Here is a 13,578-nt window from a genome sequence, read left to right as displayed (position 1 = left end):
CGGCGAGGAGTACTTGGGCCGGCCGGGTAGGGCAAGAGACGGCGGACCGACGACCAGCTGATCCAAACGAGACCGCCTAGGGTGCCGTCGGCATGAACCGCTCGGTCCCCGCGATCAGCAGGGCGACGTCATCCGGGTCGTCGGGGCGTCGTAGTTCGCGGAGGAGGCGGTCGCAGGTCTCTTCCAGGGAGCGGTCGGGGGCGTCCAGCAGGCGGAGCAGGGTGTCGAGGCGTTCGTCGAGGGAGTGGTGGCGGGTCTCCACCAAGCCGTCGGTGTAGAGGACCAGTTGGTCGCCGGGGTCGAGGGCGAAGGTGATGGTCTCGAAGGGGATGCCGCCGACCCCTAGGGGCACGCCGATGGGCAGGTCGAGGAACTCGGGGTGCTTGCCGCGGCGTACGAGGGCGGGCGGCAGATGGCCGGCGGTGGCGATGTGGAACACCGAGCGGTGGGGATCGTACGTCGCGTAGACACAGGTGGCGATGTAGTGCTCCAGCCCCGAGGTGATCTTGTCGAGGTGCTGGAGGACCTGGGCGGGGTCGAGGTCGAGATCGGCGAACGCGCAGGTCGCGGTGCGCAGACGGCCCATCGTGGCGGCGGCGTCGATACCGCTGCCCATGACGTCGCCCACGACGAGGCCGGTCTTGTCGCCGTCGAGCGGGAGGACGTCGTACCAGTCGCCGCCGATCTCGTAGGTGGCCTGCGCGGGCCGGTACCGGGAGGCGAGCCGTAGACCGGGACGGTGCGGCGGATGGTCGGGGAGCAGGCTGCGCTGAAGGGTCTCGGCGGCGTTGCGCACGCTCTGGTGCGAGCGGGCGTTGTCGATGCATACGGCGGCACGGGAGGCCAGTTCGGAGGCGAGGGCGAGGTCGTCCTCGTCGAAAGCGGGGGAGTTGCGCGCGCGGATGAGGCCCAGGACGCCGAGGATATGGCCGCGGGCGGTGAGCGGGGCCAGCAGGTAGGAGTGCACCCCGGCGCGGGCCAGCAGGGTGGCGGCGTGGTCGTCGCGGGCAATGCGCGCCAGGTCGTCGGCGTCGGCGTGCGGGACGAGGATCGGCCGGCCGGTGCGCACGCACTGGGTGGCCAGCCGGTCGGTGTCGTACGCGGCGATATGGCCGGGCGGATCGGCGGCCTGGACGGCTTCGGTCGGGTAGGCGGCCTTCACCGCGAGGGCGCGGAAGAGCGCCGTGCCGTCGTCGGGGGTGGGGCGGTGCTCGTCCAGGACGGAGTCGAGGACATCGACCGTCACCACGTCGGCGAGCTCGGGAACGGTGACCTCGGCCAGTTCCCGGGCGGTCTGTCCCACCTCCAGGGTGGTGCCGATCCGCGCGGAGCCGTCGGCGATCAGGGCCAGCCGCTGCCGGGCCTCGGCGGCCTCCCTGGCCGCCTGATACCGGTCGGTGACATCCACCACCAGGTCGGCCACCCCCAGCACCCGCCCCTGCGGGTCCTCCAGCCGGTACAGCGAGATCGACCAGGCGTGCTCGTGGTCCGGGTCCGAGGGGGTACGGCCGACGACCGTGGTCTCGTCGACCATCGGCGTCCCGGTCTTGAGGACCTGCCGCATCGCGGCCTCGGGCACCTCGAACTTCGCGGCGGTCATGATCTCGCGGTAGTGCCGGCCGAGATGATCCTTCGCGGGTATGCCGTGCATCCGTTCCAGGGCGGGGTTGACGGCCACATACCGCAGTTCGGTGTCGAGCATCGCCAGCCCGATGGGGGACTGGGAGATCAGCCGGGTGGACAGGGCGACATCCCGCTCCACCTCGCGGAGCGTCGAGGAGTCGGTGGCCAGCCCGAGGGCGTAGAAGTCGCCGCGGTCGTCCATCAGCCGCATGTTGCGCAGCTCCACCAGCCGTACGGTGCCGTCCTTGTGCCGGACGGGGAAGGTGCCGCTCCAGCTGCGGCCGGTCGCCATGACCCCGGAGAACCGCCCGATCACCAGGTCCCAGTGCTCTTGGTGGATGAGCAGGGGCGCCGCGTACCGCCCGAGCGCTTCCTCGGCGGTGTAGCCGTACAGGTCCTGGGCCTGCGGGCTCCACAGGACGATCCGCCCATCGGCGTCCAGCAGGACCGCGGCCACACCGAGGAGGTCCATCAGCCCGCTCGGCTGTGGCGGTACTCCCTCCGGCTCCCCGGCCTCGGCCGGACGCCCGTCGGCTGCGCTCACCCGGGCACTCCTTCCACCCGACGGACCACCTGGCCGGCCCGCGCTCCGGTCCGTGGTCTGTCCACCTCGCTGGCTGTGGCCCTCCCCTTCGCTGGTCAGTGCTGTGGCTTCCATGGTCCACCAGGACCGGCCGCCCGCACACTCCGTCCCGCGGGGGCCCCGGCGCCACTTGGCCGGAAGTAATCTGACAGCACTTACATAAGCGCTGTTACGATCCGCGGATGGCCGAGGACCCCACCTTCGATCCCACCGAGCAGACCCTGTGGCAGCCGCTGCGGCTGCTCCAGGCAGCGATGGACGCGGACATCGCCCGGATCTATGCCGAGGAACGGATCACCGGGCTCAAGCCGAGCTTCGTCCTGGAGCTGCTTCGGCTGCACGCCCGCGGGCCGATGACCATCACCGCACTGGCCGAGTCCGTCGGCCGGACGCACTCCGCGCTCAGCCAGAAGGTGGCCGCGATGCGCGCGGCCGGCTGGGTGGAGACCGTGGCGGGCGACGATGCGCGCAGCAAGAAGGTGACGCTCACGGACCGGGCCCGCGGCATCGCCGGACGGCTGGCCGCGGAGTGGCGCGCCACCGAGGCGGCCGTCGCCGAGATCGAGGCCGAGCTCCCCTATCCGCTGACCCGGGTCGTCACCGACATCGAGCGGCTTCTCGCGCACAAGAGCTTCCACGACCGGATCGCCGAGAAGCTGGCCGAGGACCCCGCATGGGAGTGAAGCACGCACTGCTCGATGTGACCCCGCTGCGCCGGTCGGCACCGTTCCGGCGGCTGTGGCTCGGCCAGGCGCTCTCCCGGCTCGGCGGGCACATGACCCTGGTCACCGTGATGTTCCAGGTCTGGCAGACGACCCACAGCACGGTCTGGACCGGCGCCGTCGGCATGGCCCAGGCCGTCCCCCTCCTCGTGCTCGGCCTCTTCGTCGGGTCGGTCGTCGACCGCGTGGACCGGCGGAAGTTCTACCTGATCATGACCACCGGCCAGGCCGGGTGCGTGCTCCTGCTCGCCCTGCAAGGGCTCGTCGGGCAGTTCCCGACGCCGGCGGTGCTGTTACTGGTCGCGGTGGAGTCCTGCTTCACGGCCGGCAGCGCACCGGTGTCCCGCACCTTCATTCCGCGTCTGCTGCCGGAGCAACAGCTCGCAGCCGGGCTGGCATTGAACCGGATCTCCTTCCAGGGCGCCATGCTGATCGGCCCGGCACTGGGCGGGCTGATCCTGGGCCGGCTGGGCGTCGGCGGCTGCTATCTCATCGACGCACTCACCTTCGCCGCCGCGTTCTACGGGGCGTTCGGCCTGCCGCGGATGAGCCCCGGCGACGAGCCCGCCCGGCCCGGTCTGCGCGGCGTGGCGGACGGCCTGGCCTTCCTGGTCCGCACCCCCGTCATCCGCGGCGCGCTCCTCACGGACCTGGCCACCACCCTGCTGTCGATGCCGACCAGCCTGTTCCCCCAGGTCAACGCGGAACGCTTTGGCGGCAACCCCCGCACCCTCGGCCTCTTCCTGACCGCCGTGGCCGCCGGCGGGGTCCTCGCATCCCTCTTCGCCGGGAGCTTCACCCGCCGCTCCCGCCCCGGCCTCGTCATGCTCGCCGGCTCGGCCACCTGGGGCGCGGCCCTCACCCTGTTCGGCCTGTCGGCCGACCCCTGGGCCGGCCTGGCCTTCCTGACCCTGGCAGGCGCCGCCGACACCGTCTCCGTCGTCTCCCGAAGCACCCTCGTGCAGCTGCACACCCCCGACGAACTGCTGGGCCGGGTCAGCGCCGCGGAACAGATCGTCGGACAGGCCGGCCCCGACCTCGGCAATCTCCGCGGCGGCCTCGTCGCGGACGCCACATCAGGCACAACGGCCCTGGTCAGCGGCGGTTTGCTGTGCATCGGCGCGGTGGTACTGGTCGGCGCGACGACACCGGGGCTGCGGTGGTTCTCCGCGCCGGCCGCGCGGGGGGCGGAGGCCGGTTAGGCGGTGCCGGGCGTCGCGCGCCGAACGGGGCGAGCTGTCACGGCCAAAGGGTCTCCTCCGCCGGCTCCGCCCCGGGGCCGGAAGCCCGCCCGTAACGAGCACAACCAGCCCACAGGGCGTATATGTGAAGCCATCGGAATGATTCACCTGGCGGTGCGGCACACCGTCCGCCGGCCGCCGCGTCGCGGGCGCGGTCCGGCAGCAGGAGATGCGCTGTGAATGGCCTGCAACCCACGCTGGCGAAGGTGCCCTGGATACTCGCGGCGCTGGCCCTCCTGGTCGGCGTCCTGCTGAACCTTTTCGCGCCCGAGCCGTATATGGGGCTCCCGCTGCTGGCCGCCGCGCCGCTCGTCGCCGGGGCCACGCTCACCTTTCGGTCCGCGCTCGCCGTCGTGTGTGTCACCTGTGTGGTCTCGGTGGCCCTGGACATCGAGCGGGGACGTCCGGCGACGCCGCTGCTGGTCGATCTGGCCGTGGTCGGTCTGATCGGGGTGCTGGCGCTCGGGGTCAACCGGCTCATCGTGCGGCAGGGCCGCGATCTGGCGCTGGCCAGGGATGTCGCGGAGGCGGTGCAGCGGGCGGTGCTCCCGGACCCGCCGAAGGAGGCCGGGCCGCTGGCCGTGGCCGCCGGGTACACCGCGGCGCAGGCCGAGGCGCGGATCGGCGGTGACTTCTACGCGGTGCAGGAGACGCCGTTCGGGGTACGGATGATCATCGGCGATGTGCGGGGCAAAGGAATCAAGGCCGTTGCCGCGGTATCGGTCGCGCTCGGTGCGTTCCGGCAGGAGGCCGAATACGCTCCCAGCCTGAACACGCTGGGGCAGCGATTGGACGAGGCGCTGGCCAGGGCGGCGGCCCGGAGCGGGCCGGTGATCTCCAGTGAGGGCTTCACCACCGCCGTACTGGCCGAGGTCTCCGCCGACGGCGAGATGCTGAGCCTGGTGAACCGCGGGCATCCACCCCCGTATCTGGTGCACGGCGGGCAGCTCGTACGGCTCGACCCGACCACCCCTCAGCTGCCCCTCGGGGTGGGGCTGGGCGACCTCACACCGGCGGCCTCCGTGCCGGTCGACGGGGTGCGACTGCCCCCGGGAGCCTCGCTGCTGCTGATCACGGACGGGGTCACCGAGGCGCGGGACAAGCGGGGCACCTTCTACGACCCGGTGTACTCGGGGCGCCTGGGCCGGCGGTTCACGGAACCCGAGGCGCTGGTGGAGGCCGTGACCAAGGATGTCGGCCGCTGGACCGAGGGCGACCACGAGGACGACATGGCCATCCTGGCCGTCACCCGGCGCCACCTTTCCCACGACGCCTGATCAGATTGGGCCCGCTCAGGATGCGCGGGGCGGGGAGGCGATGAGACTTGGGGTATGGCAGAGCAATCCCGCACGCGGGCCCGGTCGTCCACGGCTGCCCGTAAACGGAAATCCACGCCGGAGAACACTCCGGCGGAGGTGGCGCAGCGCGCCGCCGAATTGCTTCAGAGCGTGATCAGCCACCGGACCGAAGGGGTTTCGGCGGTACGGCGGACCGACGACGGCTGGTGTGTCGTGGTGGATGTGCTGGAACTGGCGCGGATCCCGGACACCACGAGCCTTCTCGCCACGTACGAGGTACGGCTCGACGACGAGGGCGAACTGCGCGAGTACTACCGGACCCACCGCTATCGACGAGGTGCGGCCGATCAGTGAGCGCCGTCCCGACCAGCTGAAAGGGCACCCCAGATGAGCATGACGACCTATACCGGCCTGTCCGGAGAGGTAATTCCCTGTCCGCCGCGGGCCGGCACGTTGTACGACGTGATGGAGCTCATCCTGGACCGCGGGATGGTCATCGATGTGTTCATACGGGTGTCCCTGGTGGGAATCGAGATTCTGAAGATTGATGCCCGCATCGTGGTCGCCAGCGTGGATACCTATCTGCGGTTCGCGGAGGCGTGCAATCGGCTGGATCTGGAACGGGATTCGGGAAGTGTCACCGTGCCCGAACTCTTCAGCGGCCAGGCCGCCAAAGGCATCGGAAAGCGCAAGGTGAAAGACGCCGCCAAATCCGTGGGCGAAACCGTCCGTTCGGCGGTGGGCAAGGACGATGACGGGGATGACGATGCGGACGAGGAAGCGCAGCCGCAGCGGCGGCGGCGCAGTTCCGCCCGGTCCGGAGCCGCTTCCCGTCGGCGGCGCGCAGAGGAGGAATGACCCGTGACGGACGACGGTATCTACGTTTACGGCATCATCCGGACCGATCGCCCGTTGCCCTCGCATGTGGGCGGAGTCGGGGATCCCCCCGGCGTCGTGGAGAAGATCGCGGAGGGACGGGTCGCCGCGGTCGTGAGCCAGGCGCCGCCGAAGCTGCGGGCCCGCCGTCGCGACCTGCTGGCCCATCAGGAGCTGCTGCTGGCCCTGTCCGAACGCGGGCCCGTCCTGCCCATGCGATTCGGCATGGTGGCGCCGGACGAGACGGTGATCCGCCGTCAGCTGGCCGACGACGAAGAACGCCATCTGGCGGCGCTGGAAAGCCTCGCGGGCCGGGTCGAGATCAATGTCAAGGCGATGCCGGCCGACGACTCGCTCGCCGCGCTCGTCAAAGGGGACGCCACCATCCGCGGGCTGCGCGAAGAGGTGCACCGACGGCCGAGCTACGAGGCCAATATGCGGCTGGGAGAAGCGGTGGCGACCGCGCTGTCCCGCCGGGCCGCCGAAGCCGGTCAGGAAATCGTGCGTGAGCTGAAGCCCTGGGCCCATGCGGTCCGTCCGGGGCCGGAGGTATCCGGGTGCCAGGTCAATATGTCGTTCCTGGTGGACCGGAGCGACAGTGCCGAATTCGCCGCGGAGGCGGAGCGCCTGGCCCAGGACCGGCGCGAGCGCGTCGCCCTGCGCGTGGCGGGTCCGCTGCCCTGCTACAGCTTCCTGGAGCCGCAGGTGCTCGCGGGAAGAGCCGGCGGCTGACATGGGGCTGATCAGCGGAGTGCTCACCCTGCCGCTCGCCCCGGTGCGGGGAGTGGTGTGGGTGGCCGACCAACTCGCCCGGGCGGCCGACCGCGAGCTGCACGACCCCTCCGTCATCCGCGCCCGGCTCGCCGCGCTGAACCAGGAGTACGAGGCCGGGCACCTCAGCAAAGCGGCGTTCGAGCGGGAAGAGGACCAACTGCTCGACCTGCTGTACGAGAGCTGACCGGCGCTCCGGAGCCACCGCCCGCCCGGTACGCCACGAAGAGGAAGGAGTGCCCCCGTGACCGATGTCGACCACCGACCGGCCGCTCCTCCTGCCAACGGTCCCAGCACCGCGAACCTCGCCGACATCCTTGAACGCGTCCTCGACAAGGGCATCGTCATCGCCGGGGACATCAAGATCGATCTGCTGGACATCGAGCTGCTCACCATCAGGCTGCGGCTGTTCGTCGCCTCGGTGGAGACGGCCAGAAAGGCCGGGATCGACTGGTGGGAGACCGATCCGGCGCTCAGCTCCAAGGCGGCGCGGAGTGAACTGCGGGAGGAGAACGACCGGTTGCGCGAGCGGCTGGAGGCGCTGGAGTCCGCCGGCGACGGCGATGCGTCCACCTCCGGTACGAAGGACAAGGCTCGGACGAAGGAGAAGGCGGGGTCATGACGAGGGAGCAGCCCGACGCCCCTGAGACCGCGACCTATGTCTACGCGGTGTGCCGCCGGCTGGACCCGGCCGTTCTCAGCGGACTCGCGGGCCTCGCCGCCGGCTTTCCCGTGCGCACGCTGCCGCTCGGCCCCCTCACCGCGGTCGTCCAGCACGTACCGGCCGACGGGTTCACCGAGGACGCCTGGCAGCAGCGGCTGTCGGACCGTGCGGAACTGGAGCGCTGCGCCCGCGCGCACCACGAGGTGGTGACCGCGGCCGCCGCCTGCGGGCCGGCGGTGCCGCTGGCACTCGCCACCCTCTACCGCGGGGACGAGCGGGCACAACAGGCCCTTGGCGCGGACCGGGACCGTTTCGCCGCAGCGCTCGCCCGGATCGAGGGCCACGCCGAATGGGGGGTGAAGGTCAGTCTCCCGGCGACCGTGCCCGAGGCAGCGCGGAGCACGCCACCGGCACCTCCCCGGAACGGCGGCGGACCATCCGGCGGGGCGGGCCGTGCCTACCTGGAACGGAAGCGCGGGCTGCACCGGGCGCGCGAGCAGCACCACGACCGGGCGCTGCGGACCGCCGAGGACATCGATGCCGTCCTGAGCCGCCTGGCCACCGCCACCCGCCGGCTCCGCCCGCACACCCAGGAGATGACGGGGGAGCGGCACCGGCTGCAAGTGCTCAACGCCGCCTACCTGGTGACGACCGTGCGCGAGAAGCAACTTCTCGATGCGGTGGAGCTCTTGCGGCTCCGTACCGGCGCGGAGGTCGAGGTATCCGGCCCCTGGGTGCCGTACTCCTTCGCCGGGGAGGTGTGAGCGGTGTCCGCTCATAAGCCCGTCCCCTGGGACACCCCGGGCCCGCTCGCCGGGCCGATCGGGGTACCGCTGGTCGACCTCCTGGACCGCGTCCTGTCCACCGGGGTCGTGGTCAGCGGCGACCTGGTCATCGCCATCGCCGATGTGCCGCTGGTCCGGCTCTCCCTGCACGCACTGCTGTCCTCGGTCAACGAACGCGTCCCCGCGCCGTGGTCGGACGGAGGCCCGCTGTGACCGGAGGCCCGCGATGACCGGAGGAAGGCCGGGTACGCCGGAGAGCAGAGTCGACCTCGACCGTGAGCAGATGGGCCGCGATCTGGTCTCTCTGGTGCTCACCGTGGTGGAGCTGCTGCGGCAGTTGATGGAACGTCAGGCCATTCGCCGCGTGGAGCAGGGCGACCTCAGCGATGAGCAGGTGGAACACATCGGGGAGACCCTGATGCATCTCGAAGCACGGATGACCGAGCTGTGCGAGCAGCACGATCTGCGCCTTGAAGATCTCAACCTCGACCTGGGGCCGCTGGGGTCCCTGCTGCCGCGCGACTGAGGACGCCGGACCGCCCTCGTCAACTCCCGCCTGGTCGGCCGATGCGGCAGAGAGCCGGCGGGTGCCAGGTGCGCTCCAGGGCTTTGGGACGGGGCCAGAACATGCGCAGCGTGATGTTGAAGGAGCCCCCCGGTGTGGTGCTTGGATGAACGGAGATTGCGGGGGTGATTCGTCCCAGCCGCCACGAATATTGGGCAGTTGGGGATGCCGGAACACAGAACGGACTTCGGCCGGGGGACATCTAAGGGCCTGGAACGCGGGAATGGGACGCGCCGGGTCAGGCGGGGAAGGGGAACAACGATGTCTGGGGCGATGGGGGCTGCCGAGGACGCGGACGCGTTCGCGGAGCTGTTACGCGAGTTGAAGGAACGCTCGGGGCTGAGCTACGGGACGCTCGCCAAGCGGCTGCACATGAGCACATCGACGCTGCACCGCTACTGCCGCGGCAGCGCGGTGCCGACCGAATACGCGCCGGCCGAGCGGCTCGCGCGGGTGTGCCGGGCCACCCCCGAGGAACTGATCGAGCTGCACCGGCGGTGGATTCTGGCGGATGCGGCGCGGGGGCGCAAGCGGCCAGGGCCGGGTGGGGTGGTGGTGGTGCGCGGTGCCGGGGCCGACGAGGGCCTGGAACGCGGCGAGGCCGGCGATCCCGGCGAGGCCCGCGGTCCCGGTGAGACCGGCGGAACTGATGAACCGGCTGTCGGCGGCGCCGTCCGGTTCGCTGCCGTCCGGCCCCGTCGGCGCCGCTCCACGCTCATCGCCTCCGTCGCCGCGGCAGCCGCCCTGGGAGTCGTCGTGCTGGCCGTGAATCTGCCGTCCTCCGGAGGCGACGGCAGCGGGCAGAAGTCCGCCGGGACCGACGGAGCCGGCACCGGCACTCCCGGCAGCACCGGTACCGCCCGTGCACACGACAAGGGGCGGGCGTCGGACGCTCCTTCTCCGTCTCGGAGCGCGAAGACCGGCAGACCCTCCGCCTCGGCGTCAGAGTCCTCCGCCCCCGACGGCGAGGGCGACGGCGAGCGCGCCGACGGTGTCCGGGTCAACGTCGCCACCCGCCCGTACGTCTACGACAGCCCGTGCAGTCAGCACTTCCTGGTCGACAGGCAGCCCGAAGAGGTCGGCCCGCCCGCTCCCGAGCGGGACGCGCCCCGCTGGGCCGCCGCGTACGGAGCGGCCTCCTCGGGGGAGCAGCGGGTCGCGCTCACCGTGCAGGGCACCGGGAAAGAGACCGTCGTCCTGGAAGCCCTGCACGTACGCGTCGTCGCGAAGGGCGCCCCGCTCGCCTGGAACGACTACTCGATGGGCGTCGGATGCGGCGGCAACGTCGAGACCAAGTCATTCGACATCGACCTCGACAACGGCAGCCCCACCGTCTCCGTCAAGAACGGCCAGCGCGACTTCCCGTACAAGATCAGCGAGTCCGACCCAGAGGTCTTCTATGTCACCGCCCACACCAAGGCGCACGACGTCCGCTGGGACCTCGCCCTGGACTGGTCCAGCGGAAACCGCCACGGCACCGTGCACATCGACAACCGTGGCGCCCCGTTCCGCACCAGCGCCGACGTCGGCCGCCCCGGCTACGACTACCCGTTGGGCGGCAGAGAGTGGATCAAGCGGGAGGGGTAGCCATCGGCCGCCGCGCAGGGAAATGCCGGCCACGCCCGGAAGGACGTGGCCGGCCTCGGTGAGCCGGGTGCGGGCGGATTCACGCTGCGGAAAAGCCGACGCCCGGCCGGGAAGCGGCGGTATTCAGGAAGGGAAACTCAGCCAAGAGCGGCCGTCCCCGGACCACTGCCATCCCGTTGACTCGTCGTCAACTCGTCACAGGATCTCGATGTCGCTGACCTTCGGCGGGCGGTTCGGGAAGGTGATCTCGTGCCACCGTTCGATCTTCACCGAGTCGCCGTTCTCGTCGTAATAGATTAAGTCGTTGTTCCCGGTGGAGATCTTGTCGACCCACCACCCGCCGAAGGAGATCTTCCCCGCGTTCGCGTAGCAGTCCACGCTCTGACGCCCGCCGCTGTGGGACCAGATCTTCAGGAAGTTCTCCCCGCCGCGGCAGGGGACCTTGTCGATGGCGAAAGCGTTGCCGGTCGGGACGGTCACGGTGAACGCGGCGGCTGCGGCGAAGGCCACGGCCACGGACCGCGCTACCTTCTTCGTTCTCGAGATCACAATTTCTCCTTGCTTCGATGCGGAACCGGGAGCTCCCTTCGCACCACCGGGGGTGGCGTCGATGGGGTGCTCCGGTGATCCGAGCGTGTGGGGTGATCCGTCCCAGCCACAACGACAGCCGGGCAGTTCGGGACGCCGGGACGCAGAAATGGGCCACGACCTGGGGATACGCAGGCCGCCTGGGACACGGGAACGGGACGCATCAGCCAGGGGGAAGCGGGAGGAAGAGAGCCGGTGGCGAGGGAGGCCGACGCGGAAGCGGGGGGCCGGTGGTGCGTGAATTCAAAAGGGAATAACTGGGCCGATTTCGTCCAGATCATTCGGAACCTTCTGGCGCGGCGGGGTGTCTCACCACGTGGTACGGCCCATGCCCCTAGGAGAGGAACCGTCGGGATGATGCCTAGAGTTCGTGTGTTGCTGCTGACCGCCTTACTGCTGGTGACGGCCTCGGTGATGTCGTCCGCGCCGGCCTCCGCCGTCATCGGCGGGTCGAAGAGCACCTACGGCCCGTGGGCGGTGCGCATGCTCATCGACGGTGAACCGGTATGCACCGGGACGGCGGTGACACAGCAGTGGATCCTCAGCGCCTCGCACTGTTTCTACGAGCAGGCGCAGCCGGTCGCCGACAAGCGGATCTCGTTCCGGGTCGGCAGCCTCGACATGCGGAAGGGCACCACGGTCCACCCGCTCCCCGGCAGGCGCGTGGGAAGCGCGCACGCCGACATGATGCTCATCAAGGTCGCGCCGATGAAGATCCGCACGGCGCCGTTGGCCACGGCCGGAGTCCACCGCGGCCAGGTCGTACGGCAATTCGGGTGGGGTGCCACCTGCACCGAGGACGAGAATTCCTGCCAGTCGCCCGTGCTCAAGCAGTCGGACCTGCGGGTCGTACGGCCGGACGACCCCCGTTGCAAGGGCTACACCGCCCCGGGCGGCCCGGACTTCTGCATGGAAAAGGTGTCCGGAATACCAGCCGGCGGCGACTCCGGAGGCCCGGTGATGAGCATCGCCCCGAGCGGCGCCGAAACCCTCCTCGGTGTCTTCAACGGCTCTGACCGGGAGACGGTCGCTCAGGCCGGGGAGATCTCCCAGCAACTCGCCTGGATCCGCTCGGTCACCCGGCGATAAAACAGACCGCGCCGGGCTTACGTGCCCCAGATGTTCAGGTACGCCGCACGGTAGCCGGGCGGGTCCCAGGTCGTGGCCCCGCCGCTGTTGGCGGCCGTGGAGATGTGGACGGGGGCGACATAGCCACTGGGGGGCTCGCCGGAGAAGGCGCGGTTGAATTCGTCGAGGATCTGCCAGCCCTGCTGGGAGAGCGGCTCGGGAACGGTGGCTGCCTGGAACTGCCGGCTGTCGATGCGCTGGAAGGCGGAGGGATCGCCGTCGCCCGCACCGATGTTGAAGGGGGTGCCGGCGCCCTTCTTGCCCGCCGCGCGCAGCGCCGGTGCGGCGTCGGCGAAGTACACATCGTTGATGGCGACGGAGTACGTCCACCGGTCCCCGAAGCGGGAGAGCAGCGAGGAGACCTGCTGGGGCGTCCGGCTGCTGGTGTCCGGGATCGGGATGTTCTCCTCCGCCAGCAGCCGCACACCGGCGCAGCCGGCCAGCCCCTTCTTGATCAGTTCGGATTTGTTTCTGGCGAACGGGATCGAGGCGTCCGTGAACACGACGACTCCGGCGCGGCCGTGGGAGTGCGTGATGACCCAGTCCGCGCTGACTTTCGCCACGTCCTGGACCCTGGTGGTGATGTTGCTGAACAGCTCGGGGTCCTTGCTCGGGCCGGGGGAGTCGACCGCATGCCAGCCGACGAGCGGAATGTGCCGGGCGTTGGCCTTGGCGACCTGCTGCGAGGTCAGCTTGGGGTCGAAGCCGCCGATCACGATGCCCGCGGGCCGCAGGGCGAGGGCCTGGCTGAAGGCCGCCTGGATCCCGGCGGGGGTGCCCTGGCCATCGATCACCCGGACGTTCCAGCCGAGCGCCTTCGCCGCCTCCCGCACGCCTTTGGCCGCACCGGCCACACCGGGGTTGGTCATGGTCTGGGCGACAAAGACGATGCTTTGCCGGGCACCGCCCGGGGGCCGCGGGTGGGGCCGTGCCATGCAGGGTTGGTCTTCATGGCCCGTTGCACGGCCGCCCGGGCACCGGCCAGTACGGCGGGGCAGCCGGCCGTCGTCGGACCTGGGGCGGAGGGCCCGCCACCGGTCGAGGTGCCGCGCTCGCAGCCGGCGAGGGCAGCGGCCACCACCGCCACGGCGACGGTGAGGCCCAGGGCGGTCTTGCGGTGCGGGTGCACGGGCGCTCCTCGCGGAGG

Annotated in this window: 15 protein-coding genes and 1 pseudogene; 13 read left to right on the top strand and 3 right to left on the bottom strand. The window is 70.8% G+C overall.

Features of this window, described 5'->3' with window-relative positions; genetic code table 11:
• Positions 1 to 76 precede the first annotated feature (76 nt).
• A complete protein-coding gene (locus tag ACFWJW_RS08985; RefSeq protein ID WP_387236908.1) occupies positions 77 to 2,167 on the bottom strand; it encodes a SpoIIE family protein phosphatase in 2,091 nt (696 codons plus the stop codon).
• Between the two features lie 221 nt (positions 2,168 to 2,388).
• On the opposite strand from ACFWJW_RS08985, the gene ACFWJW_RS08980 reads away from it, so the two are divergent.
• The 12 genes from ACFWJW_RS08980 to ACFWJW_RS08925 all read left to right on the top strand — a co-directional run bounded on the left by ACFWJW_RS08980 (position 2,389) and on the right by ACFWJW_RS08925 (position 10,715).
• Positions 2,389 to 2,889 (top strand): MarR family winged helix-turn-helix transcriptional regulator, encoded by a 501-nt coding sequence (locus tag ACFWJW_RS08980; RefSeq protein ID WP_387236906.1) that lies wholly within the window; start codon positions 2,389 to 2,391, stop codon positions 2,887 to 2,889.
• Positions 2,880 to 4,130, top strand: coding sequence for an MFS transporter (locus ACFWJW_RS08975; protein ID WP_387236905.1), 1,251 nt, complete (start codon positions 2,880 to 2,882; stop codon positions 4,128 to 4,130). Before ACFWJW_RS08980 ends, ACFWJW_RS08975 begins: the two co-directional genes overlap by 10 nt.
• A 215-nt stretch (positions 4,131 to 4,345) precedes the next feature.
• Complete coding sequence (locus ACFWJW_RS08970; protein ID WP_387236903.1) at positions 4,346 to 5,446, top strand: PP2C family protein-serine/threonine phosphatase; 1,101 nt, start codon at positions 4,346 to 4,348, stop codon at positions 5,444 to 5,446.
• Positions 5,447 to 5,500: 54 nt separating this feature from the next.
• Positions 5,501 to 5,821 (top strand): gas vesicle protein, encoded by a 321-nt coding sequence (locus ACFWJW_RS08965; RefSeq protein WP_387236901.1) that lies wholly within the window; start codon positions 5,501 to 5,503, stop codon positions 5,819 to 5,821.
• Between the two features lie 33 nt (positions 5,822 to 5,854).
• Complete coding sequence (gvpJ, locus tag ACFWJW_RS08960; RefSeq protein ID WP_387236899.1) at positions 5,855 to 6,325, top strand: gas vesicle protein GvpJ; 471 nt, start codon at positions 5,855 to 5,857, stop codon at positions 6,323 to 6,325.
• A gap of 3 nt (positions 6,326 to 6,328) precedes the next feature.
• Positions 6,329 to 7,075: a GvpL/GvpF family gas vesicle protein gene (locus ACFWJW_RS08955; protein ID WP_387236897.1), complete on the top strand. Its 747-nt coding sequence runs from the start codon at positions 6,329 to 6,331 to the stop codon at positions 7,073 to 7,075.
• 1 nt (position 7,076) lies between these two features.
• The gene (locus ACFWJW_RS08950; RefSeq protein WP_387236895.1) at positions 7,077 to 7,301 is read left to right on the top strand and encodes a gas vesicle protein GvpG; all 225 of its coding nucleotides are present in this window, start codon (positions 7,077 to 7,079) and stop codon (positions 7,299 to 7,301) included.
• Between the two features lie 57 nt (positions 7,302 to 7,358).
• Positions 7,359 to 7,736 carry a gas vesicle protein gene (locus ACFWJW_RS08945; protein WP_387236893.1) on the top strand — a complete coding sequence of 126 codons (378 nt, stop codon included), beginning with the start codon at positions 7,359 to 7,361 and terminating at the stop codon, positions 7,734 to 7,736.
• Positions 7,733 to 8,542 (top strand): GvpL/GvpF family gas vesicle protein, encoded by an 810-nt coding sequence (locus ACFWJW_RS08940; RefSeq protein ID WP_387236891.1) that lies wholly within the window; start codon positions 7,733 to 7,735, stop codon positions 8,540 to 8,542. The genes ACFWJW_RS08945 and ACFWJW_RS08940 overlap by 4 nt, the downstream gene beginning before the upstream one ends.
• A gap of 3 nt (positions 8,543 to 8,545) precedes the next feature.
• Entirely contained in the window at positions 8,546 to 8,776 is a 231-nt protein-coding gene (locus ACFWJW_RS08935) for a gas vesicle protein (RefSeq protein ID WP_387236889.1), read from the top strand.
• 13 nt (positions 8,777 to 8,789) lie between these two features.
• The gene (locus ACFWJW_RS08930; protein ID WP_387236887.1) at positions 8,790 to 9,089 is read left to right on the top strand and encodes a gas vesicle protein K; all 300 of its coding nucleotides are present in this window, start codon (positions 8,790 to 8,792) and stop codon (positions 9,087 to 9,089) included.
• 300 nt (positions 9,090 to 9,389) lie between these two features.
• The gene (locus ACFWJW_RS08925) at positions 9,390 to 10,715 is read left to right on the top strand and encodes a helix-turn-helix domain-containing protein (protein WP_387236885.1); all 1,326 of its coding nucleotides are present in this window, start codon (positions 9,390 to 9,392) and stop codon (positions 10,713 to 10,715) included.
• A 195-nt stretch (positions 10,716 to 10,910) separates the two neighbouring features.
• Here ACFWJW_RS08925 and ACFWJW_RS08920 read toward each other — a convergent pair whose 3' ends face one another.
• Positions 10,911 to 11,264, bottom strand: coding sequence for a beta/gamma crystallin domain-containing protein (locus ACFWJW_RS08920; protein ID WP_387236883.1), 354 nt, complete (start codon positions 11,262 to 11,264; stop codon positions 10,911 to 10,913).
• Positions 11,265 to 11,657: 393 nt separating this feature from the next.
• On the opposite strand from ACFWJW_RS08920, the gene ACFWJW_RS08915 reads away from it, so the two are divergent.
• Entirely contained in the window at positions 11,658 to 12,392 is a 735-nt protein-coding gene (locus ACFWJW_RS08915; protein ID WP_387236881.1) for a S1 family peptidase, read from the top strand.
• A gap of 17 nt (positions 12,393 to 12,409) precedes the next feature.
• On the opposite strand, the pseudogene ACFWJW_RS08910 reads toward ACFWJW_RS08915, so the two are convergent.
• A pseudogene (locus ACFWJW_RS08910) lies at positions 12,410 to 13,560 on the bottom strand (substrate-binding domain-containing protein).
• Between the last annotated feature and the right edge of the window lie 18 nt (positions 13,561 to 13,578).

The sequence above is a fragment of the Streptomyces sp. NPDC127097 genome, assembly GCF_042724075.1.
GTDB lineage: Bacteria > Actinomycetota > Actinomycetes > Streptomycetales > Streptomycetaceae > Streptomyces.
The sequence above is the reverse complement of the archived record's forward strand: the minus strand, read 5'-3'. Positions and strand labels throughout refer to the sequence as shown.